This window comes from Massilia sp. (assembly GCF_031995545.1).
Lineage (GTDB): Bacteria > Pseudomonadota > Gammaproteobacteria > Burkholderiales > Burkholderiaceae_D > Telluria.
In genome coordinates, this window is the sequence record NZ_DAMAGA010000001.1 from 392934 (window position 1) to 415465 (window position 22532).

Consider the following 22532-nt stretch of genomic DNA (forward strand, 5'->3'; position numbering starts at 1 on the left):
CTATTTCCGCTCTCCGATCGGCACGAAGTCCAGATCCTCCGGCCCCACATAATTCGCGCTCGGCCGGATGATCTTGTTGTCGATGCGCTGCTCGATGACATGGGCCGCCCAGCCGGAAGTACGCGAGATCACGAACAGCGGCGTGAACATCGCGGTCGGCACGCCCATCATGTGATACGACACCGCCGAGAACCAGTCCAGGTTCGGGAACATCTTCTTCACTTCCCACATCACCGATTCCAGCCGCTCGGCGATGTCGAACATCTTCATCGAGCCCACTTCCGCCGACAGCGAACGCGCCACTTCCTTGATCACCACATTGCGCGGGTCGCTGATGGTGTACACCGGATGCCCGAAGCCGATCACGACTTCCTTGTTGGCCACGCGGTTGCGGATGTCCGCTTCGGCTTCGTCCGGATTTTCGTAGCGCTTCTGGATATCCAGCGCCACCTCATTCGCGCCGCCGTGCTTCGGACCGCGCAGCGCGCCGATGGCGCCGGTGATGGCCGAATGGATGTCGGAACCTGTGCCGGCGATCACGCGCGCCGTGAAGGTCGAGGCATTGAACTCGTGCTCGGCGTACAGGATCAGCGAGGTGTGCATCGCCCTCACCCACTCGTCGCGCGGCTTGAAGCCGTGCAGCAGGTGCAGGAAGTGGCCGCCGATCGAATCGTCGTCGGTCTCGACGTCGATGCGTTTGCCGTTATGGCTGAAGTGGTACCAGTACAGCAGCATCGAGCCGAACGAGGCCATCAGGCGGTCGGCGATGTCGCGTGCGCCGGCGACGTTGTGGTCGTCCTTTTCGGGCAGCACGCAGCCGAGCGTCGAGACGCCGGTGCGCATCACGTCCATCGGGTGGGCGCCGGCCGGCAGCGCTTCCAGCGCGCTCTTGACCGCCTGCGGCAGGCCGCGCAGCGAACGCAGCTTGGCCTTGTAGCCGCGCAGCTCAGGCTCGGTCGGCAGCTTGCCATGCACCAGCAGGTAGGCGATCTCTTCGAATTCGCAGGCGTTGGCCACGTCCAGGATGTCGTAGCCGCGGTAGTGCAGGTCGTTGCCCGACTTGCCCACCGAGCACAGCGCGGTGTTGCCGGCGGCGACGCCGGACAGGGCGACCGATTTCTTCGGCTTGAAGGTTGGCGTGTCGTTATTCTGGGTGCTCATGGATGTCTCCTCTTACTTGGCTTTGTTTTGTGCGAACAGCGCGTCGAGCTTCTGCTCGTAGCTGTGGTAGTCGATGCGATCGTACAGTTCGGCGCGCGTCTGCATGGTATCGAGCACGTTCTGCTGGGTGCCGTCGCGGCGGATCGCGTTGTACACGTTCTCGGCCGCCTTGTTCATGGCGCGAAATGCCGACAGCGGATACAGCACCAGGCCGACGTTGGCGCTTGCCAGCTCGTCGACCGTGAACAGGGGGGTGGAACCGAATTCGGTGATGTTGGCCAGCACCGGCACCTTGACCGCGTCGGCAAACTGTTTATACATGTCCAGGCTGGTCATCGCTTCCGGGAAGATCATGTCGGCGCCGGCTTCGACGCAGGCGACCGCACGCTCGATGGCGGCGTCGAGTCCCTCCACGGCCAGCGCGTCGGTACGCGCCATGATCACGAAATCGTCGTCGATACGGGCGTCGGCGGCAGCCTTGACGCGGTCGATCATTTCGCCCTTGCTGACGATTTCCTTGCCCGGACGGTGGCCGCAGCGCTTGGCGCCGACCTGGTCTTCGAGGTGGCAGGCGGCGGCGCCGGCCTTGCCCAGCGAGCGCACGGTGCGCGCCACGTTGAAGGCAGAGGCGCCGAAGCCGGTGTCGATGTCGACCAGTAGCGGCAGCTCGCACACGTCGGTGATGCGGCGCACGTCGGTCAGCACGTCGTCCAGGTTCGAGATGCCCAGGTCGGGCAGGCCCAGCGAGCCGGCCGCCACGCCGCCGCCGGACAGGTAGATCGCCTTGAAGCCGGCGCGCTTGGCCAGCAGCGCGTGGTTGGCGTTGATCGCGCCGACCACCTGCAACGGGGATTCTTCCTGAACTGCCTTGCGGAACGCGGCGCCTGCGGAGAGCTTGCTCATGCTGTTGTCCTTTGATGTGCACGATATTAAAAAAGATCGTGACATTCAATGCAAGCGGCGTGCCAACCTTGCACGCGTCAGTACGCGAGGCGTCGGTTGAGCACCTTGGCTCGCAAAATCAAGGACTTGGAAACGATACCGGAATTTGCGTGCGCCCTTGGGAGCGCAGGGCGTTGCAGACGCATTCCACGTTGAAACGCGTTTGCAACGCATGAAACATCAGCCGCGCCTGCTCAAACCAGCCACAGCCCCTGTTCCGCATACTGCGCATCGAGCACATCCGCATGCGCGATCCAGCTGCCGATCAGCTCGGCGCGCGTGTGATCCTGCAGCAGTGCTGTCCAAGCCGCGCTGCCGCCTGCCGCTTCGCTGGACAAGCCGGAATTGGCGTACAGTGCGGCCACGAAGGCGGCGTCGGACAGGGTATCGTAGCGCGCCGTGAATTCGGGAGCCGCGATGAATCCCGTTACCAGGCTAGCGAGGTCCAGCGTCTGGCTGCTCCACCAGTTCATGCCGCCCAAGTCGGCCGCACGATCCAGCACGGCCTGGTACAGCAGACCGAGTGTCGCCACCATCTCGGACTGGGTGAACCCGAGATCGACCACGCCATCGTTGAACTGCCCGCGCTCGATGCCGGACAAGATATCGACATCGGCATTTGCCCGGTCTGCGACTTTGACCAACCCGTCCGCGCCCAGCAGCAAGCGGTAGTCGGCCAGTTTGCCGTCATACACCGCAGTATCGAGGCCATCGCCGCCCACCAGCAGGTCGCTGCCGGCGCCGCCCTCGAGCCGGTCGTCGCCGCTGGCGCCAATCCAGCCGTTTTCGGTGGTGACGGTGCCGGCGGCCACCACCAGTCCGGTGGCGTGCGCGGCGCGATGTTCGTCGCTGAGAGCAAACCCCAGCAGCAGGTCGGCGCGCGTGGCCGCGCCGCCGGCCAGCTGGCCGTTCCAGAACGCCAGCCCGGCCGCCTCGCCCTCGCGGCCCAGTACCTGGCGGTACAGCTGCTGGACGAACGCGCTGTCCGGCAGCGCATCCATGCCGCCTGCGGCCCACTCGCTGGAGGCCAGGAAGGCGCGTGCCAGCGCGGGGGCGCCGACGCCATGACCCAGGTAGTAATTCAGGCCGCCGATATCCGCCGCGCGGGCGAAGGCGGCCTGGTACAGCAGCGCCGTGTCGGTCAGCGCGTCCCGCTCGGCCGACAGGAACGCCATTTCATCTTGAGCTCGATCGAGTTCGGGGAGGGACAGCGTTTCCCACGCGCCGGGGGCAAAGACCGCCGTCTCGTGCCGCGCGCCCAGCGTGCCGTCGCGCGTCAGCGTGAACTCCCACTGCCCGACGGCGCTGCGTCCACCCTGCAGCACGTCGTCGCCGCTGTCGCCGCGCAGCGTATCGTTGCCGACGCCGCCCACCACCACATCGTCGCCGCTGCCGCCGGAAAGGAGATCGGCACCGCCGGCGCTGCCGATCACGTCGTTTCCACCGCCGCCCAGCAGCACGTCGTCGCCCTCGCCCAGCAGCATGTTCTGGCTGGCGTCATCGCCGACCACGATATTGTCGCCGGCGCCGCCGCGCAGGGTGACGGCGCCGCTGACGGCAGCAAAGTCCACGTGGTCCAGCTGTACCACGGTCCCAGCCGCCAGCCGGGCGGCGTCGATCACGATGCCGGTCGCCGCGCCGCCGGCGCCCGGCGTGCCGGTAATGTGAATCGCGTTGGTGCCCGTGCCGCTGGCCACGACCGGCGTCACGGTCGCGCTGTGCAGCAGCGCGCCCTGTCCCAGCGCCTCGATGAAGGCGCTGCCGGCGCCGCTCATCGTTTCACGCGCATCGGTGCCCGCGCCGGTCTTCTGCTCGATGCGCGCGATCAGGTCGAGCAGCGCCTGGCTGCCGGTCAACAGGCCGGCCGGGCTGCTGGCCTGAAGGCCGGCGCCGACCGGCAGGCCGACCGACAAGGTGGACGCGATGGCGCCGCGCGTGGCGGTGAGCGGGATGTCGGCCAATGCGTCGTTGGGCGAGGCCGGATCGTCGGTGCGCGTGCCAATCACCACCGGCACCGTGACCAGGTTGTTGACCAGGCCCGTGAACGGATCGATGGCGCGCACGGTCGTCACGCGCACGCCGTCGACCATCTCGGGCGTCGGTTCCGGCACCGGTTCGGGCTCCGGCCCGGTGCCGGGCGCAGTGCCGGTGTGTACCGCGTAGGGATTCGACAGGACCACGCCCGCCCCGCTATTGCCGGCGCCGTTGCGCACGCCGGCCAGGTCGAGGCGCACGGTGTTGGCATCGCTCCACGCGCCGGCGCCTGGCGTCAGGATCGCGGTCCAGGTCACGCCGCCATCCGTGCTCGCCAGGCCGGACAAGGCGCCGCCGGCCACCGTCAGGTCACTCTCATCGAGGCCGCTCGCCGTTTCCGAGAACGTGATCGTCAGCGTGGCGGTTTCGCCGGCGTCAAGCGTGGTGTCGTCGATGCTCAGGGTCGCCGTCGGGCGCACCGTGCTGACCGTGTAATGCGGGCCGGCCACGGCGCCGGCGCCGGCCAGTCCGCCCGCATCGACGATCGCATGCATGTCGAGCAGCACCTGGTACGCGGCCAGCGGCGTGTCGGCCGCCGGCGTGACGCGCGCAGTCCAGGTGCGTCCGCCGTCGCCGGTCTCCAGCGCGCCGAGCGTGGCACCGGGCAGCGTCAGGTGCTTGACCGCGAAGCCGCTCACCGCTTCGCTGAAGGTCACGGTCAGGAGCGCGCTCTCGCCGGCCGCCAGCGCGGTGTCGCTCAGGACGATCGATGCGGTCGGCGCCACCGGCGCCGTGGTGACTACCGTCGCGCTGTTGCTGGCGGCCCCGCTGCCGTCGCTCGCGTGCAGGGTGAACGTGGTGGCGACCGATGCACCGTCGCTCTGGTTGGCGGTCGGCGTGAACACCAGCTCGCGCAGGACTGCCTGCAGCGCCGCCGCGCTGCCGCTCAGCGTGTAGTTGCCGGCGCCGCCGGCCAGGGCCGGATGGCCGGACAGCGTGCCGTTGGCCGCCGCATAGGAGATCGTCAGCGTCACGGCGTCGCCATCGGCCTCGCTCAGCGTCACGCCGGCGAACGGGACGATACTGCCGGTATCGTCGATGAACGGTGTGGCGAACGCGCCGCCCAGCACCGGCGCGCTGCTCACGCCGACGGTGAACACGTGCGCGGCGGCATTCGGCGCCACCGTGTTGCCGGCCAGGTCGCGCACGGTCGGAAGGATGGCGATGGTGTAGCTGCCGGCGTCGAGCGGATCCCAGCCGCCGTCCGGGGCCTGCACGGTATAGGTGACCGTGGCGTTGTCCGAGCCGGCGGCCGAGGCGCCGATCACCGCCAGCGCGCCATCGGGACCGGTGACGCTGACGTTGCCGACGCCAATGCTGGCGCCATCGATGCCGGCGCCGCCGTCGGCATAGGTGACGGTAAAGGTGAAGCTGGCGTCGGCGGGATTGACCATGTCCGGTCGCACCGGCGTGCCGGCGACGGGGGTGCCGGCGTCGTAGCAATAGGTGTGCGACCACACATCGCCATGGTTGCCCGCCTGGTCCGTCACGCGCACCTGCAGCGTGCCGCTGCTGGGCAGGATCACGCCGGGCAGCGACCAGTCGACGCCGCTCACCGGGGCGGCGATCCAGTCGTTCCCACCATTGAGCGAGACCTCGACGAATTCGCCCATGCCGAGCGCCGCGCTCAATGTACCGGACACGGTCTGGCCGGGAACATTGGTGATGAAGTCGCCCGAGATATTCGAGTCGGATGCCAACCCGGCACTGACGATGCGCTGCGCCGGCGCGACCAGGTCGAGCGTGTAGCCGCGCGGTGTGGCGGCGCCTGCGTTGCCGTGTTCGTCCAGCACCCGCAACCGCATGCCGCCACCGGGCACCAGCGTGGCGCCGGTCCAGGTCAAGGCGGTGCCGTCGACCATCGCCGTCAGGTCGTGCCATTCGGCGCCATTGTCGAGCGAGCCCTGCACGCGGTCGCCGGGCTGCAAGGCCGCGCTCAGGGTGGCGCGGATGGCCTGGGCCGCGACGTTGGTGACGAAGTCGCCGTCATCGACACCGCTGTCGTGTTCGAGTGCGATGGCGCCGAAGGTGGTGGTGGGCGCCGTATGGTCGATCCCGACCCGCAGCGGCCCTCTCAGCGCGCTGCTGGTGGTGCCGTCGGACGAGGTGCTCAGGGCATAGATGTCGTAGCCGCCATCCAGGCCGCTCGTCGACAGGCCGGCGGCGCTCCATGCGCCATTGTTCATGGTGACCGTGACGCCGGTGTCGCCCGCATCGTAGCGCGCGTTGCCGTTGCGGTCGATGAAGACCAGCACCCGGCTACTGCTGTCGCCCGCGCCGCCCTGGCCGCTGATGGTGAGGCTGGCGGCGGCGGTGACGTTGTCGCTGCTCGACAGGCCGCTGTCGCTGGCCGCAGCCAGGTCGAGCCGGTCCGGCGTCTGCGGCGCCACTTCGACGCTGACCGTGGCGCTGGCGCTGGCCGCGCCGTCGGACACCCGCACCTGGAAGCTGTCGGTGCCGGCGAAGCCGGCGTACGGCGTGTAGTGCACGCTGCCGCCGGGCGCGATGGCGCTGCCGCCGGCGGGGGCCGCGGCGCCGGTCAGTTCGAGGCGGCCGTGGCCGGGCGCGCTGTCCGCGCTCCAGCTCAGCACCTCGCCCAGGTCGGGATCGGTGACCTGCAGCAGCGGCGCCAGGTCGAGTATCCCGCCGTTCTGCCCGATGCGGATCGTGAACGGGCCGTCGAACTGCGGCGGATGGGTGATGTTGGACAGCGCGATGTCGTCCATCTGGAACAGCAGCGGGCCGCCTGCCACGTCGGACAGTTCGGCCCAGGCGATGCCCTGCAGGCCCGGGATGTCCGGCAGGGTGATGCGGCTGGCGGTGGTGTTCTCGACCGGGTCGGCCGGCGGCGGCAGGTTGACCGTGATGCTGCCCTTGTTGGTGGTGATGCGCAGCTGCGCCACGCTGCCGCCAACGTCGTACAGCGACAGCGCATCGAAGTCGAACACCTTGCCGGCGTCCAGGCGCAGCACGATGCGAGTCGGCATCTCGGCGATGGCCAAGTCGACCGCCAGGGTGTGGCCGCTCAGGACCGGATCGTCCTTGCCGGTGTATTCATCCTCGCCGATCCGCACCAGCGTGCCGGCGTTGGCGGTGACGCTCAGGGTGTCGGCGCCGACCTGCTGGCGCAAGGTGGGCGAATCCGGACCGCCGGGGACAGTGGCGCCGGTGATGCCGTTCGTGAAATCGAAGACGGTGGCGGCGGAGGCGCCGCTGGTGCTGGAGTGGATGGTCATGGTGCCCGATCGGTCGTGAAGTGACGCGGATGCAAAGTGAATTGGAAGAGACGGCGGGCCGCAGCTGCGGCCCGCTCCTGCCCTAGTCGGCGCGCGAGGGATAGATGCCGTCGGTTGCGATGATGAAGTTCAGCGTGGTGAACGGCGGCAGCGTGCCGACCGAGCCGCTCAGCGCCACGCGCAGCGGCAAGGCGTGGCCGCTGCCGGTGTCGCCAACCGTGACCGCGCCGGCGCCGGACGGTACCTCGATATGAAACGGGGCCAGTGTGGTGTTGGGGGCGTCGGTGCTGTACACGCGCGCCGCCAGCGAACCGGCCGAGACGTTGCCGAGCACCCGGTTGGGTCCCGGCGCGCTTTCGGCGCTGGCGCCATTGGCATCGGCCGGTACCGACACGCTGACGCTGGCGCCGGGGCCGGGCGTGAAGGTGGCGCCATGGCTGTGCGGCGGCAGGTGTTCGACGCCGATGCTGACGCTGCCCTCGCCCCTGACGCCGGCCAGGTCGGCGGCAGCGGCGCCGCCCAGCTGGCCGAGCCCGGTGACGGCCTGGGCGCCGGCCGGGAAGCGGGTGCGCAGGTCGGGCAGCTTGAAGGTGCGCATGCCGTCGCCACCGTAGGCAACGCCGAGAAGCGAAAACAGCGCCTGGTTGTGCTGGATCTGCAGCTCGCGTCCGTCGCACAAAGCCCAGCCGCGTGGAATCCAGGGTACTGGCCAGAGCATGATCTGGCCGAGGATCGGGTCCATCGTGTCTCCTTCAGGTGGTTATGTGGATTACCCGAAGAAATGATGGCACGCGTCTTTTTAGCAAAAACAAAGGCAGCGAGGGAATTTCGCTTTGATCTGCGCTGGATTAAAGGACGTTGCATCCTCTTTTGAAAATAAGCGACAGGCGCATGCCGGATGCATGGTTCCAGAAACAAAAACCCGGGAGCGGCCCTTGCAGGCCTGCTCCCGGTGTCGGTGAGCGCCGCCGCGACGGGCGGCGCGCAAGACGCACGATCAGTGTCCCGATGCTCCCGCTGCGCCGATACCGGTCTCGGCGCGCACTTCCTGCGCCTCGAAGCCGGCGCGGTCGATGCGGGCACGCGGACCCTTGTCGGTGATCGAGAAGATCCAGATGCCGAAGAAGCCGATCGCCATCGAGAAGATCGCCGGCGAGGCGTATGGGAAGATCGCCGCGCTGTTGCCCAGCACGTCGACCCACACCGATTTCGACAGCACGGTCAGGATCACGGCGGTGGCCAGGCCCAGGAAGCCGCCGACGGTGGCGCCGCGGGTGGTGCAATCCTTCCACAGCACCGACATGAACAGCACCGGGAAGTTGGCCGAGGCGGCAATCGCAAAGGCCAGCGACACCATGAACGCCACGTTCTGTTTCTCGAACGCGATACCGAGCAGCACGGCGATGAAGCCGAGCGCGATGGTGGTGATCTTCGACACATTCAGCTCGTTGGCGCTGGTGGCGTTGCCTTTCTTGATCACGGTGGCGTACAAGTCGTGCGACACGGCCGAGGCGCCCGACAGGGTCAGGCCGGCCACCACCGCCAGGATGGTCGCGAACGCCACCGCCGAGATGAAGCCCAGGAACACGTCGCCGCCCACCGCCTTGGCCAGGTGCACCGCCGCCATGTTGTTACCGCCCAGCAGGGCGCCAGCGGCATCCTTGAAGGCCGGGTTGGTGCCGACCAGCACGATCGCGCCGAAGCCGATGATGAAGGTGAGGATGTAGAAGTAGCCGATCCAGGTGGTTGCCCACAGCACCGATTTACGCGCTTCTTTCGCGCTCGGAACGGTGAAGAAGCGCATCAGGATGTGCGGCAGGCCGGCGGTACCGAACATCAGCGCCATGCCGAACGAAATGGCCGAGATCGGGTCCTTGATGAAGCTGCCCGGACCCATGATGGCGTCGCCCTTGGCGTGCACTTCGGTGGCGGTACGGAACAGTTGCTCAGGGCTGAAGTTGTACTGGGCCAGCACCGAGAACGCCATGAAGGAAGCGCCCGACAGCAGCAGCACGGCCTTGATGATCTGCACCCAGGTGGTGGCGGTCATGCCGCCGAACAGCACGTAGACCATCATCAGGATGCCGACGATCACCACCGCGATCCAGTATTCCAGGCCGAACAGCAGCTTGATCAGCTGGCCGGCACCGACCATCTGCGCGATCAGGTAGAACAGCACCACGACCAGGGTGCCGGAGGCCGCGAACACGCGGATCGGCTTCTGGGCGAAGCGGTACGAGGCCACGTCGGCGAAGGTGAAGCGGCCCAGGTTGCGCAGGCGCTCGGCCATCAGGAAGGTGATGACCGGCCAGCCGACCAGGAAGCCGATCGCATAGATCAGGCCGTCGAAGCCGTCCAGGAACACGGCGGCGGAGATGCCGAGGAAGGATGCCGCCGACATGAAGTCGCCGGCGATCGCCAGGCCGTTCTGGAAACCGGTGATGCCGCCGCCGGCGGTGTAGAAGTCGGACGCCGAGCGGGTCTTGGCGGCAGCCCACTTGGTGATGAACAGGGTGGCCACGACGAACACCGCGAACATGATGATCGCGGTCCAGTTGGTGGCTTGCTTGGCGGCCTGGCCGAGGTCGGGCGCGGCTTGAGCAACCCCGGCGATGCCGGTAGCGGCGAGCAGGGCCAGCGCAGACGCGCTGCGCTTGTTCAGGATCGCGGTCATCATGCGCCCGCCTTGGCGCGGATCGCGTCGGTCAGTTCATCGTATTGGCTGTTGGCGCGGCGTACGTAGATGCCGGTGATGACCACGGTGAAGATGATGACGAACAGGCCCAGGGGAATGCCCCAGGTCATGACGCCTTCGCCGATGCGGGTGCCCATGAATTCCTTGTTGAAGGCGACCAGCAGCGTGAAGCCGTAGTACACGATCATCATGGCCCAGGTCAGCGTCCAGCCGAACTTGGAACGGGTCGATTTGAGCTTCTGGTAGTTGGGGTCGTTCTTGACCCGCTGAACAACGTCTTGATCCATTTTGTCTCCTGATTTTGTTGAATCTTATGTATGTATTGCCTGTGTTTTACCTGCGTATTGACGTCAAGCATTACCACTGAGGCTGAGTCCATCCTATCGGCGCGCCCTTACCGGATTCTTACGGCATATAAATGAACCGATCGGTCGTTCGGATCGGATCCGGCGTTTCATGGTGAAACATCTCGTGCAAATTGCACTAAACTTGAAACATGAATCCATCCAGCCCTGCCCTCGATGCCGACAAGCCCGTCATCTGGACGGTCTCCGTCTCGCGCCTGTCCGACCTGTTTCGCGACATCACGCTCGAATACGACCACCTGGCTTCGATCGAACCCGTGCAGCTAGGTTTCGACGACGCCGCGCGCCATATCCGCGAGCGGTTGGCGACGGAACGCTGTGACGTGGTGATCGCAGCCGGATCGAATGCAGCCTGGCTCAAGGGGCGGATTTCGGTGCCGGTGATCGCGGCCAAGGCCAGCGGCTTCGATGTGCTGCAGGCGCTGTCGCGCGCGCGCCGGGTGTCCGGCAAGATCGGCGTGGTCAGCTACCAGGCGCCGCTGCCGGAACTGGGCGAATTCGCCGCCAACTTCGGTATCGACCTGGCGCAGCGCACCTACGTCACGCGCGAGGATGCGCGCGCCACCGTGAACGAACTGAAAGCGGCCGGCATTCAGGTCATCGTCGGCGCCGGCCTGATCACCGACCTGGCCGAGGAAGCCGGGCTGACCGGCGTGTTCCTGTATTCGGCGGCCTCGATCCGGCAGGCTTTCGACGACGCGCTCGAGCTGGCGCGCCTGACCCGGCTCGAGGCGGGCCGTGGACGCCGTCCGGCCGCCGGGCAAGACACGCGGCGCGCGCGGCGCGGCCTGAACGATCTGCGCGGCGAGTCGGCGGCGATGGAGCGATTGCGCCAGGGCGTGGTGCTGTACGCGCGTTCGCCGGCCACGGTCCTGATCGAAGGCGAGACCGGCAGCGGCAAGGAACTGGTGGCGCAGGCGATCCACCGCGAAAGCCCGCGTCGCGGGGCGCAGCGCCCGTTCGTGGCGGTGAATTGCGGCGCGATCGCCGAGTCGCTGCTGGAATCGGAACTGTTCGGGCACGAGGAAGGCGCGTTCACCGGCGCCCGGCGTGGCGGCCATGCCGGGCTGTTCGAGGCGGCCAACGGCGGCACCCTGTTCCTGGACGAGATCGGCGAAATGCCGCTGGCGCTGCAGACGCGCCTGCTGCGGGTACTGGAAGAACGCGAGGTGATGCGGGTCGGCGGCACGCGCCCGGTACCGATCGACGTGCGCGTGATCAGTGCCACTCACTGCGACCTCGAAGCGCGCGTGCGCGAAGGACGTTTCCGCGCCGACCTGTTCTATCGCCTGGCCGTGCTGCGCTTGGCATTGCCGCCGCTGCGAGAGCGTGCGGGCGACATCGCGGGGCTGGCCGAATGGTCGCTGAAAGGCGCACTGGCGGCGCTCGATGCGCGGCCGCACCCGAACCTGCATGCGGAGATGGCGGCCTGCGCGCCGCTGCTCGCGTCTTATGCGTGGCCGGGGAATGTGCGCGAACTGCGCAATCTGATGGAGCGGCTGGCGCTGTTCCTGGCGGCGGAGCCATTGCAGGCGTTGACGCCCGCGTTTCTGCTGTCGGTGGCGCCTGAGCTGGGACGGCGCGCCGCGCCGGATCAGCCGGCGGCTGTCATCGCCCTGCCCCCGGCGATTGCCGCGCGTGAATCGGTGGCCTCGGTGCTGGCCCGCTTCGGCGGCCAGCGTGACCTGGCAGCGCGCCATCTGGGGATCAGCCGGACCACCTTATGGCGGCGCCTGAAATCGGAAGCCTGAGACGCGGAAAGTTGCCTACGATTCAGGCGAAACCACCATACGCCGCCGGCTTGCCAGACCTTTAGTTAGCGCAAAAGCAGCGGCCTGCAAAAACTCGTATCATGTTCTTTTATTATGGCCTGACGCCGCCCACCCGCGGCGCCAGCTCGTCGTAGCACGCCGGTTCCCGTCCCCGCACCACCTGCGCCGTCGCGGTCCGGCCCAATGGAGGCACTATGCAACATGCGTCGCAAGCTGCACTGTTTTCACTGATCGGCGATACCCCGCTGGTGGAAGTCACCCGCATCGACACCGGCCCCTGCCAGTTGTTCCTGAAGCTCGAATCGCAGAACCCCGGCGGCTCGATCAAGGACCGCATCGGCAAGACCATGATCGAGCAAGCCGAGCACGACGGCCACTTGCAGCCGGGCGGCACCGTGGTCGAAGCCACCGCCGGCAACACCGGCCTCGGCCTGGCGCTGGTGGCGCGCATCAAGGGCTACCGCGTGGTGCTGGTGGTGCCTGACAAGATGGCCGCTGAAAAAGTCCTGCACCTGAAGGCGCTCGGCGCCGAGATCCACCTGACCCGTTCCGACGTCGGCAAGGGCCACCCCGAGTACTACCAGGACTACGCCGCGCGCCTGGCGAAAGAAATTCCCGGCGCCTGGTTTGCCGACCAGTTCAACAACCCGGCCAACCCGCGCGCCCACGAAACCACCACCGGCCCCGAAATCTGGGACCAGACCAACCACAAGCTCGATGCCATCGTGGTCGGCGTCGGTTCGTCCGGCACCATCACCGGCCTGTCGCGCTACTTCAAGAAAACCCAGCCGCAGCTCGAATTCGTGCTGGCCGACCCGCAAGGCTCGATCCTGGCCGAATATGTCGACACCGGCCACGTATCGAAACACGCCGGCTCGTGGGCGGTGGAAGGCATCGGCGAAGATTTCATTCCGGCGATCGCCGACCTGTCGCGCGTGAAGAAGGCCTATACCATTCCCGACGAGGAAAGCTTCGCCACCGCGCGCCTGCTGCTGCAGCAGGAAGGCATCCTGGGCGGCTCCTCCACCGGCACCCTGCTGGCTGCAGCGCTGCGCTACTGCCGCGAACAGACTCGCCCCAAGCGCGTGGCGACCTTCGTGTGCGACACCGGCACCCGCTACCTGAGCAAGGTCTACAGCGACGGCTGGATGGTCGACCAGGGCCTGATCACGCGCCCCAAGACTGGCGACCTGCGCGACCTGATCGGGCGCCGCTACGACGCCGGCGAAGTGGTCAGCCTGGCGCCGGGCGACACCCTGCTCACGGCCTTCAACCGCATGCGCAACAGCGATCTGCAGCAGCTGCCGGTGATCGATGCCGAGGGCCGGCTGATGGGCCTGATCGACGAATCCGACCTGCTGCTGCACGTGACCCAGGAAGCCGAGCGCTTCGGTGCGCCGGTCTCAAGTACCATGACTTCCCAGTTGCAGACGCTGCACCCGTCGGCCGGCATGGGCCAGTTGCGCGAGATCCTCGATCGCGGCCTGACCGCGGTGATCGCCGACGGCCCCCGCTTCTACGGCCTGATCACACGCTACGATCTGCTCAATCATCTGCGAAGGACGCTGTCGTGACCAAACCCGATTACCAGCCACAAACCCATTCCAACTCCCACCCGCGCTCAGTCGCCAAAGAAGTCGAATTCAAGCGCCACATGGAAACGCGCGTGATCCACGGCGGCCAGGCGCCGGAGCCGGCGACCGGCGCCGTGATGCCGCCGATCTTCGCCACCTCGACCTTCCGCCAGGACAGCCCGGGCGTGCACAAGGGCCTCGACTACGGCCGCTCGCACAACCCGACGCGCTGGGCGCTGGAGCGCTGCGTGGCCGACATCGAAGGCGGCCGCGCCGGCTTCGCCTTCGCTTCCGGCCTGGCCGCGATCGCGGCGGTGCTCGAACTGCTGCCGAGCGGCTCGCACATCATCGCCGGCGACGACATGTACGGCGGCACCTACCGCCTGTTCGAACGCGTGCGCCGCGACAGCGCCGGCCTCACCTTCAGCTATGTCGACATGGCCGACCCGGACGCGCTGGCCGCGGCGATCCGCCCCGAGACGCGCATGGTGTGGGTCGAGACCCCGACCAACCCTATGCTCAAGCTGGCCGACCTGACCGCCATCGCCGCGCTGTGCCACGCGCGCGGCATTATCAGCGTGTGCGACAACACCTTCGCCAGCCCGATCGTGCAGCGCCCGCTGGAACACGGCATCGACATCGTGGTGCACTCGACCACCAAGTACATGAACGGCCACTCGGACGTCATCGGCGGTGTGGCCGTGGTCGGCGCCGGCGATGCGCAAACCGGCCTGGCCGAGAAGCTCGGCTTCATCCAGAACTCGGTGGGCGCGATCCAGGGACCGTTCGACAGCTTCCTGGTGCTACGCGGGATCAAGACCCTGGCGCTGCGCGTGGAGCGCAGCAGCGGCAACGCGCTGCTGCTGGCCGAATGGCTCGAGCAGCAGCCGCAGGTACGCAAGGTGTACTACCCGGGACTGGAGTCGCATCCCCAGCACGCGCTGGCGCGCAACCAGATGCACGGCTTCGGCGGCATCGTCTCGATCGACCTCGATACCGACATCGACGGCGCGCGGCGTTTCCTGGAAGCGTGCCAGGTGTTCACGCTGGCCGAGAGCCTGGGTGGGGTGGAGAGCCTGATCGAGCATCCGGCCCTGATGACGCATGCCAGCATTCCGCCGGAGCGGCGTGCCGAGCTGGGGATCGGCGATGGCTTGATCCGCTTGTCGGTCGGGATCGAGCACGTCGAAGACCAGCGCGAGGACCTGCGCCGGGCGCTGGCCGCGATCTGATTTGGTAGGGGTTGGCGGCTTCGCCGCCGACCCTACGCGGCCTTCAACAGCCGCGGCGCGCTTGCTGGTTCCTCGACGTCATCCGCTTCACCGAACATCATCTGCGGCGCGCCCTGATCCGCCCGCAATTTGAACGTCGCCACCAGCGCCGACAACTCCGCCGCCTGCTGCCGCATCGACGCCGCTGCTGCTGCCGCCTCTTCCACCATCGCCGCATTCTGCTGGGTCGACAGATCGATCTCCGCGATCGCGCGGCTGACCTGGCTCACGCCATCGGCCTGCCCGGCGCTGGCGGTATGGATCTGCCCCAGGATGCCCGCCACTTCACGCACATGCTGCAGCATGGCGCGCATGGTCGAGCCGGCCGATTCGGCCATGCCGGTACCCGCCTCGATCTCGCCGGCCGACTCATTGATCAGCTTCTTGATTTCTTTCGCCGCGCCGGCCGAGTGCTGGGCCAGGTTGCGCACCTCGGCCGCCACCACGGCGAAGCCGCGCCCTTCGCTGCCGGCGCGCGCCGCTTCCACCGCGGCATTCAGCGCCAGGATATTGGTCTGGAAGGCGATGCTGTCGATCATGCCGGTGATGTCGACGATGCGATCGGCCGAGGCCTTGATCGAGCCCATGCGCGCCACCAGCTGCTCGACCGCCTGCGCGCCTTGCGTGGCGACGCCGGACGCGGTCTGGGCCAGCGCGTTGGCCTGCTGGGCATTGGCGTTGTTGCTGGCGATCGCTTCGCTCAGGTCGCCCATCGCGGCCACGGTCTGGCGCAGCGCGTCGGCCTGGCGCTCGGTGCGCTCGGACAGGTCCTGGTTGCCGTCGGCAATTTCGTGCGATGCCGAATCGATCGCCTGGGCGCCGTGCAGCACCTGCGACACGGTCGACGACACGCCGTGGGTCATGCCGTTGAGGGCATCGAACAGGCGGCCGATCTCGTCGCTGCGGCCGTGCTCGATGATCGGACGCAGGTCGCCGTGCGCGACCTGCTCGGCCAGGTTGGCCGCTTGCTGCAGCGGCAGCACCAGGTTGCGGCTCAAGAGCCATGCCAAGCCCGTGCCGATGGCCAGCGCAGCGGCGCCCAGCGCCAGCAGCAGCATCTTGCTGAAGCTCGACGCCAGCGCCGACTCGTCGGCCAGGCGGTGCGCCTCGAGGGTTTCGAACGACAGCAAGCTTTCCAGCGCGCCGGTCTGGGCCTTGTAGGCAGGCTCCCATTTCGCGGTCACGATGCTTTCGACGAGCTGGGTCTGTCCCAGATCCTTGGCACGGAACAGCTCGGCCTGGACATTTGCCAAGACGCTCTTGTTGTCTGTCGCCGCTTGCAGCAGCGCGCGCTCCTTGTCGCCCACCGGCAGCTTGCCCAGTCTGGCGTCGATGGCGGCAGCGCCTTTCTTACCCTCCGCCAGTTGCGCCATGAAGTAATCGGCCAGCTCCAGGCTGTCGCTGCGGGCAATCGAGATGGTGCGTGAACCATTCAGGCGTTCGATGCCAAGCAGGTCCGACACCAGCTGCTGCTTGGCCAGCTTGTCGTCGACCAGGTCGGACGTGATCACATCTGCTGCATGCATGCGCCACACGGCCACGGCCGTAATCAGGACCATGAGGATCGAAATGATGCCGAATGCACCGATGAGTTTGGTAGAGGTATTGAGTTTGGCAAGCTGCATTGCAGTTCCATGCGTAAGACGGGAAATGCCTGCAGTCTAGAAATGTTATATGACGGCATCATGAATGTGACATCACATCGATCCGGATTCCGTTGACCGGGCCGGAGTAAATAGCCCCTGGTTTCTCGCACCGTCGCATTAGAATAAGCGCCTTTCACGTCACCGACAGCGTTATGACCTCGACCGACCTGCCCTTTCGCGCCACCACCCTCGAAGCCTGTGCCTGGCTCGAACTGCAGACCGGGTCGCCCTGGCACCTGGCGCACCTGCTCGAACATGGGTTGACACCCTATGTCTGGCTTGACTATGACCCGGCCTATCCGGAGCTGTTCGGCGACGCCAATGGCGGCTACGCGGCGCCGATCTTTTACCAGGGCGATATCGCGCGTCTGGCGGCCGGCAGCGAAGACGTATTGATTACGCTGACTAAAGATGCCTACAAGATCGTCGCACGCCTTCCCGAGCCGGGTTTTCGGCGGCCACTGGATGCCTTGCGCTTCCAGAAGAAGGACCTGCAACAACTGGCCAAGGCACTGGCGCGCGGGGAACAGCCGGGCGCCGACGACGCTCCGCCCGCGCCCAGGCCCGCTAGTGAATCGCGCTTGGGCATCGGCAAGGAGCAGGTGCTGATCGCCTTCGCGGCGCACGCCAGGATGGATCTCGGCAAGGCACTCGACGGGGCGATCGGGATCTTTGGCGACGATGGCGCGCGGGTCAAGGCCAGCGCCCGCAAATCGAAGCGCAATGCGGTGTGGAACCCGGTGACCCTGGCGCTGGGACTGAACGATGTCTACCGCGTGCCGCTCGGGCCGCTCAAACGCGCCTTCAAGACGCACGACTTCCTGCTCGACTGGGAACAGGACTGGGACCAGTCGCTGCGCCTGCTCGGGAAGTAAGCCCGTCGCCCGGCCAGCCACTGACGACCCCAGGTAGGGTTGGCCTGGGCGGCCCCGCGCTCCACCGCCGACGCGTTCAATGAACAATAAAAAAGCCCGCGACACTTGCGTGCGCGGGCTTCACGGATCAACGCGGCGAACCGCGCAAACCGGATTTACTCGATCTCGACCGTCTCGGCCGGTGCCGGCGGCGGCAGCGGATCGCCTTCCGGGAACTCGAGGACCACATCGTCCTTCTCGTTCAGGTCGACCGTCACGCGGCCACCGTTGACCAGGCGGCCGAACAGCAGTTCGTCGGCCAGCGCCTTGCGGATCATGTCCTGGATCAGGCGCGACATCGGACGTGCACCCATCGCCGGATCGAAGCCTTTCTTGCCGAGGAACTTGCGCAGTTTCTCGGTGAAGATCGCTTCGACCTTCTTCTCGTGCAGCTGCTCTTCCAGCTGCATCAGGAACTTGTCGACGACGCGCAGGATGATGTCCTCGTCCAGCGCGCGGAAGCTGATGATCGCGTCCAGGCGGTTGCGGAATTCCGGCGTGAACATGCGCTTGATGTCGGCCATCTCGTCGCCCGCTTCCTTCGAATCGACGAAGCCCACCGAGCGCTTGGTCAGGCTTTCGGCGCCCGCATTGGTGGTCATGATGATGATCACGTTGCGGAAGTCCGCCTTGCGGCCGTTGTTGTCGGTCAGCGTGCCATGGTCCATCACCTGCAGCAGGATGTTGAAAATGTCCGGGTGGGCTTTTTCAATCTCGTCCAGCAGCAGCACCGCGTGCGGCTTCTTGGTGATCGCCTCGGTCAACAGGCCACCCTGGTCGAAGCCGACGTAGCCCGGCGGCGCGCCGATCAGGCGCGACACCGCGTGACGCTCCATGTACTCGGACATGTCGAAGCGAACCATCTCGATGCCCAGGATGAAGGCCAGCTGCTTGGCGACTTCGGTCTTGCCGACGCCGGTCGGACCCGAGAACAGGAACGAGCCGATCGGCTTGTCGGTCTTGCCCAGACCGGCGCGCGCCATCTTGATCGCGGCCGACAGCGCGTCGATCGCCGGATCCTGGCCGAACACCACGTTGCGCAGGTCGCGGTCGATGGTCTGCAGCTTGCTGCGGTCGTCCTGGTTGACGGTCTGCGGCGGGATGCGCGCGATCTTGGCGATGATGTCCTCGATCTCGGTCTTGCCGATGGTCTTCTTCTGCTTCGACTTCGGCAGGATGCGCTGGGCGGCGCCAGCTTCGTCGATGACGTCGATCGCCTTGTCAGGCAGGTGACGGTCGTTGATGAAGCGCGCCGCCAGTTCGGCCGCGGTCGACAGCGCCGACGCCGAATACTTGACGCCGTGGTGCTCTTCGAAGCGCGACTTCAGGCCACGCAGGATCTGGATGGTCTGCTCGACCGACGGTTCGTTGACGTCCACCTTCTGGAACCGGCGCGAGAGCGCATGGTCTTTCTCGAACACGCCGCGGAATTCGGTGAACGTGGTCGCGCCGATGCACTTCAGCTGGCCGTTGGCCAGGGCAGGCTTGAGCAGGTTCGACGCGTCCAGCGTACCGCCCGACGCCGAGCCGGCGCCGATGATGGTGTGGATCTCGTCGATGAACAGGATGCCGTTCGGGGTGTCCTTGATCTGCTTGAGCACGGCCTTCAGGCGCTGCTCGAAGTCGCCGCGGTACTTGGTACCAGCCAAGAGCGCGCCCATGTCGAGCGAGAACACGACGGCGTTCTGCAGGATCTCGGGCACGTCTTCCTGGACGATGCGCCATGCCAGGCCTTCGGCGATCGCGGTTTTACCAACACCGGCTTCGCCCACCAGCAGCGGATTGTTCTTGCGGCGGCGGCACAGGATCTGGATCACGCGGTCGACTTCTTCCTCGCGCCCGATCAGCGGATCGATCTTGCCGTCGGCGGCCTGCTTGTTCAGGTTCTGGGTGAACTGATCCAGCGGCGATTCCTTGGCCTGGCCTTCGACCTGCGCTTCTTCCACGCCTTCGGACGCCTTCTGGGTGTCCATCTGCTGGTCCTTGCGCACACCGTGCGAGATGAAGTTGACCACGTCGAGACGGGTCACGCCCTGCTGGTGCAGGTAGTAGACGGCGTGCGAATCCTTCTCGCCGAAGATCGCCACCAGCACGTTGGCGCCGGTGACTTCCTTCTTGCCGTTCGAGGCCGACTGCACGTGCATGATCGCGCGCTGGATCACGCGCTGGAAGCCGAGCGTCGGTTGGGTGTCGACCTCGCCCGTGCCGGGCACGGTCGGGGTGTTATCACCGATAAAATTAGTCAAGGTCTTGCGCAGGTCTTCAATATTGACCGCGCACGCACGCAGGACTTCGGCGGCCGATGGATTATCCAGAAGCGCCAGCAGCAGGTGTTCCACGGTGATGAACTCGTGGCGTGCCTGTCGCGCTTCGACAAAGGCCATGTGTAGGGATACTTCAAGTTCCTGCGCAATCATACTTCCTCCATCACGCACTGCAGGGGGTGCCCTGCCTTACGCGCATGCGTTAAGACAAACTCCACTTTGGTACACGCTATATCTTTGGAAAACACCCCGCACACCCCTTTCCCATGCTGGTGCACGGACAGCATGATCTGGGTAGCGGTCTCGCGATCCTTATTAAAGTACTCCTGGATCACGGCGACCACGAACTCCATCGGCGTGTAGTCATCATTCAGTAGCGCCACCTGGTATAGCGGAGGCGGTTTGACGGTCTGCCGCTCGAGCAGTTGTTCAGTATCGTGCTTCGTTGCCATGGGTTAATTCTAATACGTCCGAGGTGGGTGCCAAGCGTAAACATCAGTTCGTTTTCAGGTGCTTCCATCTTACGCGCTTTCGGATATTTGCGCAGATGGCGTTCCAATTGAAGAAATCAAGCCCGACGCCTGTCCGCCACACTCTAAAAGCAATATATGCAGTGTGAAATATTTGACAAGCGGCACGCAAAACCCCTTGACTTCAATGATTATTCCACCAACAATGCAGTTATTGACATTGTACTTATGTACTTGTTGATAAGAAGTGAGCAGGCTGAGGAGGGGGCAAGAAGCTTCTTGCTTTTATGGCTCGTGTGATTTGTTAAAATTTGAAAGTTCTTTATGGCAACTGGTACTGTTAAGTGGTTCAACGATTCCAAAGGTTTTGGCTTCATCACTCCTGATGACGGCGGCGAGGATCTGTTCGCACACTTCTCCGCGATCAATATGAACGGTTTTAAGACCCTCAAAGAAGGTCAAAAAGTCCAATTCGAAGTCACGCAAGGCCCGAAAGGCAAGCAAGCTTCCAACATCCAGGGCATGTAATCTTTCCCCTCCCGGAAGCGAAGAACCCCGCCTCAGCGGGGTTTTTTTTCGCCTTCACGCGCTGTTGCTGCGCGGTGCCCTGCTCCCCTCTTCCAAAAAAAACCGCCGCCCATCCTTGCGGATGAGCGGCGGCTTTCACTGTCCCGGCCCTGGCGATCAGTGCTTGGTGTTGCCTTCGTCGACCTTGTGGATCTCGTGGTCCTTCAGCGCCTTGCGCACCTCGGCCACGTCGCCGGCTTCGACCGCCGCCGCCTTGTTACCCCAGGCGTTACGCACGAAGGTGGTCAGCTGCGCCGTCTCTTCGTCGTTCAGGCGCCAGGCGAAGCCCGGCATGCCGAGGTCGGACGGCGCTTCCTTGGTGCTCGGCAGGCGCGCGCCGGCCAGCACGACCCGGATCAGCGAAGTCGGATCTTCCTGCAGTACGGTCGGGTTGCCCGGCAGCGCCGGGAACACGTTGCCCGACGCCTTGCCGTCGACCCGGTGGCAGGCGGCGCAGTTGTCCAGGTACAGTTGAACGCCGCGTTCGCTGTCGTTGCCGGCCATGATCTTCTGCACGGTCGCCTCGCTGGCCGCGAAGCTCGACTTCTTGGCGCCGGTTTCAGGCAGGGTTTTCAGGTACGCCGCCATCGCCTGCAGGTCGGAGTCCTGCATGTGCTGCATGCTGTGCACGACCACGTCCTGCATTGGCTCGCCCAGCACGCCCGAGTGGGCGTTGCGGCCCGTCTTCAGGGTGTCGACGATGTCCTTCTCGCTCCAGTTGCCCAGGCCGTCGACCTTGTCGCCGCGCAGGTTGACTGCCAGCCAGCCGTCGATCAGCGGACCGCCGGCCAGGAACTCGGGACCGGAATCGTCCAGCGCCAGTTCGTTCAGGGTCGCCGCGCGCGGGGTGTGGCAGGTGCCGCAGTGGCCCAGGCTCTGGACCAGGTAGGCGCCGCGTGCGATACGCTGGTCGGCATACTTGGTCAGGTCCATCGGGCCGGTGACCGGCACGAAGGTCTTGCGCCAGATACCCAGCGGCCAGCGCATCGACAGCGGCCAGGTGATGTCGGCGGCGCGGTTTTCCTGCGCTTCCGGCTTCACGCTGTGCATGAAGTAGGCGTACAGCGCGCGCAGGTCGTCGTCGCTCATCTTGGCGTAGGACGGGAACGGCATCGCCGGGTACAGCGTGCCGCCGCTCGGGACGATGCCGTGGCGGATCGCGCGGTCGAAGTCGTCCAGGGAGTAGTTGCCGATCCCGGTCGCCTTGTCGGGCGTGATGTTGGTGCTGTACATATTACCGATCGGCGACTGGATCACGCGCCCGCCCGCGAACTCCTTGCCGCCCGGTGCCGTGTGGCAGGCGATACAGTCGGAGGCGGTCGCGACGTAGCGGCCCTTCTCGATCAGGCCGGCGTCCGGCGTCGTACCTGTAGCCATTGCGGAGAGCAGCGGACCCGGCTCGATCTTGCGCGTCTCGGTCGGTGCCACGGCATAGCCGTAAGCACCGGCGAACACCACCGCGCCGACAACGGCGAGCGCGAGGATGACTTTCTTGACTGGTTTTTTCTGTGTCATGTATTCGCGTCCTTGTTACGCCTGCACCAGCGGGCCCGGGTTCTTGATGTACTGCTCCTTGATCGCCTTGGCGCACCAGTAGGCCAGCGCGCCGACCATGCCGGTC

15 protein-coding genes are annotated in these 22532 nt (G+C 66.0%); 5 read left to right on the forward strand and 10 right to left on the reverse strand.

Going from position 1 to position 22532, the window contains the following annotated elements; translation table 11 throughout:
• From prpC to RTQ83_RS01815, 6 genes are all read right to left on the reverse strand, one after another.
• On the reverse strand, positions 1–1161 hold the full coding sequence (gene prpC, locus RTQ83_RS01790) for a 2-methylcitrate synthase (RefSeq protein ID WP_312510846.1): 1161 nt from the start codon (positions 1159–1161) through the stop codon (positions 1–3).
• A gap of 12 nt (positions 1162–1173) precedes the next feature.
• Entirely contained in the window at positions 1174–2064 is an 891-nt protein-coding gene (gene prpB, locus RTQ83_RS01795; protein ID WP_312510848.1) for a methylisocitrate lyase, read from the reverse strand.
• A 233-nt stretch (positions 2065–2297) separates the two neighbouring features.
• Entirely contained in the window at positions 2298–7373 is a 5076-nt protein-coding gene (locus RTQ83_RS01800) for an Ig-like domain-containing protein (protein ID WP_312510849.1), read from the reverse strand.
• Positions 7374–7455: 82 nt separating this feature from the next.
• Entirely contained in the window at positions 7456–8115 is a 660-nt protein-coding gene (locus RTQ83_RS01805; protein WP_312510850.1) for a phage tail protein, read from the reverse strand.
• A gap of 255 nt (positions 8116–8370) precedes the next feature.
• Positions 8371–10050 carry a cation acetate symporter gene (locus tag RTQ83_RS01810; protein WP_409456067.1) on the reverse strand — a complete coding sequence of 560 codons (1680 nt, stop codon included), beginning with the start codon at positions 10048–10050 and terminating at the stop codon, positions 8371–8373.
• Entirely contained in the window at positions 10047–10355 is a 309-nt protein-coding gene (locus RTQ83_RS01815; protein WP_312510851.1) for a DUF485 domain-containing protein, read from the reverse strand. Before RTQ83_RS01815 ends, RTQ83_RS01810 begins: the two co-directional genes overlap by 4 nt.
• A 209-nt stretch (positions 10356–10564) precedes the next feature.
• On the opposite strand from RTQ83_RS01815, the gene prpR reads away from it, so the two are divergent.
• The 3 genes from prpR to RTQ83_RS01830 all read left to right on the forward strand — a co-directional run bounded on the left by prpR (position 10565) and on the right by RTQ83_RS01830 (position 15011).
• A complete protein-coding gene (gene prpR / locus RTQ83_RS01820; protein ID WP_312510852.1) occupies positions 10565–12184 on the forward strand; it encodes a propionate catabolism operon regulatory protein PrpR in 1620 nt (539 codons plus the stop codon).
• Between the two features lie 215 nt (positions 12185–12399).
• Entirely contained in the window at positions 12400–13779 is a 1380-nt protein-coding gene (locus RTQ83_RS01825) for a cystathionine beta-synthase (protein ID WP_312510853.1), read from the forward strand.
• A gap of 80 nt (positions 13780–13859) precedes the next feature.
• On the forward strand, positions 13860–15011 hold the full coding sequence (locus RTQ83_RS01830; protein WP_312510877.1) for a PLP-dependent aspartate aminotransferase family protein: 1152 nt from the start codon (positions 13860–13862) through the stop codon (positions 15009–15011).
• A gap of 32 nt (positions 15012–15043) precedes the next feature.
• On the opposite strand, the gene RTQ83_RS01835 is transcribed toward RTQ83_RS01830, so the two are convergent.
• Positions 15044–16675, reverse strand: a complete 1632-nt coding sequence (locus RTQ83_RS01835; protein ID WP_312510854.1) for a methyl-accepting chemotaxis protein — start codon at positions 16673–16675, stop codon at positions 15044–15046.
• A 173-nt stretch (positions 16676–16848) separates the two neighbouring features.
• On the opposite strand from RTQ83_RS01835, the gene RTQ83_RS01840 reads away from it, so the two are divergent.
• On the forward strand, positions 16849–17571 hold the full coding sequence (locus RTQ83_RS01840; protein ID WP_312510855.1) for a hypothetical protein: 723 nt from the start codon (positions 16849–16851) through the stop codon (positions 17569–17571).
• A gap of 155 nt (positions 17572–17726) precedes the next feature.
• Here the strand turns inward: RTQ83_RS01840 and clpA are convergent, their stop codons facing one another.
• Together clpA and clpS are read right to left on the reverse strand one after the other, a co-directional pair.
• Positions 17727–20027, reverse strand: coding sequence for an ATP-dependent Clp protease ATP-binding subunit ClpA (gene clpA / locus RTQ83_RS01845; protein ID WP_312510856.1), 2301 nt, complete (start codon positions 20025–20027; stop codon positions 17727–17729).
• Positions 20024–20326 carry an ATP-dependent Clp protease adapter ClpS gene (gene clpS, locus RTQ83_RS01850; protein WP_290417291.1) on the reverse strand — a complete coding sequence of 101 codons (303 nt, stop codon included), beginning with the start codon at positions 20324–20326 and terminating at the stop codon, positions 20024–20026. Before clpS ends, clpA begins: the two co-directional genes overlap by 4 nt.
• Positions 20327–20668: 342 nt before the next feature.
• Here clpS and RTQ83_RS01855 point away from each other — a divergent pair, with 342 nt between their 5' ends.
• The gene (locus RTQ83_RS01855; RefSeq protein WP_020653506.1) at positions 20669–20872 is read left to right on the forward strand and encodes a cold-shock protein; all 204 of its coding nucleotides are present in this window, start codon (positions 20669–20671) and stop codon (positions 20870–20872) included.
• 156 nt (positions 20873–21028) lie between these two features.
• On the opposite strand, the gene RTQ83_RS01860 is transcribed toward RTQ83_RS01855, so the two are convergent.
• Positions 21029–22426 carry a cytochrome c gene (locus RTQ83_RS01860; protein ID WP_312510860.1) on the reverse strand — a complete coding sequence of 466 codons (1398 nt, stop codon included), beginning with the start codon at positions 22424–22426 and terminating at the stop codon, positions 21029–21031.
• Positions 22427–22532 lie beyond the last annotated feature (106 nt).

Excerpts from the sequence above, each read along its gene's own strand:
- RTQ83_RS01860 (WP_312510860.1), bottom strand. The coding sequence starts at position 22,426 with ATGACACAGAAAAAACCAGTCAAGAAAGTCATCCTCGCGCTCGCCGTT.
- RTQ83_RS01830 (WP_312510877.1), top strand. The coding sequence starts at position 13,860 with ATGGAAACGCGCGTGATCCACGGCGGCCAGGCGCCGGAGCCGGCGACC.
- RTQ83_RS01855 (WP_020653506.1), top strand. The coding sequence starts at position 20,669 with ATGGCAACTGGTACTGTTAAGTGGTTCAACGATTCCAAAGGTTTTGGC.
- RTQ83_RS01805 (WP_312510850.1), bottom strand. The coding sequence starts at position 8,115 with ATGGACCCGATCCTCGGCCAGATCATGCTCTGGCCAGTACCCTGGATT.
- RTQ83_RS01835 (WP_312510854.1), bottom strand. The coding sequence starts at position 16,675 with ATGCAGCTTGCCAAACTCAATACCTCTACCAAACTCATCGGTGCATTC.
- RTQ83_RS01825 (WP_312510853.1), top strand. The coding sequence starts at position 12,400 with ATGCAACATGCGTCGCAAGCTGCACTGTTTTCACTGATCGGCGATACC.
- RTQ83_RS01840 (WP_312510855.1), top strand. The coding sequence starts at position 16,849 with ATGACCTCGACCGACCTGCCCTTTCGCGCCACCACCCTCGAAGCCTGT.
- clpA (WP_312510856.1), bottom strand. The coding sequence starts at position 20,027 with ATGATTGCGCAGGAACTTGAAGTATCCCTACACATGGCCTTTGTCGAA.
- prpB (WP_312510848.1), bottom strand. The coding sequence starts at position 2,064 with ATGAGCAAGCTCTCCGCAGGCGCCGCGTTCCGCAAGGCAGTTCAGGAA.
- RTQ83_RS01810 (WP_409456067.1), bottom strand. The coding sequence starts at position 10,050 with ATGATGACCGCGATCCTGAACAAGCGCAGCGCGTCTGCGCTGGCCCTG.
- RTQ83_RS01815 (WP_312510851.1), bottom strand. The coding sequence starts at position 10,355 with ATGGATCAAGACGTTGTTCAGCGGGTCAAGAACGACCCCAACTACCAG.
- prpR (WP_312510852.1), top strand. The coding sequence starts at position 10,565 with ATGAATCCATCCAGCCCTGCCCTCGATGCCGACAAGCCCGTCATCTGG.
- prpC (WP_312510846.1), bottom strand. The coding sequence starts at position 1,161 with ATGAGCACCCAGAATAACGACACGCCAACCTTCAAGCCGAAGAAATCG.
- clpS (WP_290417291.1), bottom strand. The coding sequence starts at position 20,326 with ATGGCAACGAAGCACGATACTGAACAACTGCTCGAGCGGCAGACCGTC.
- RTQ83_RS01800 (WP_312510849.1), bottom strand. The coding sequence starts at position 7,373 with ATGACCATCCACTCCAGCACCAGCGGCGCCTCCGCCGCCACCGTCTTC.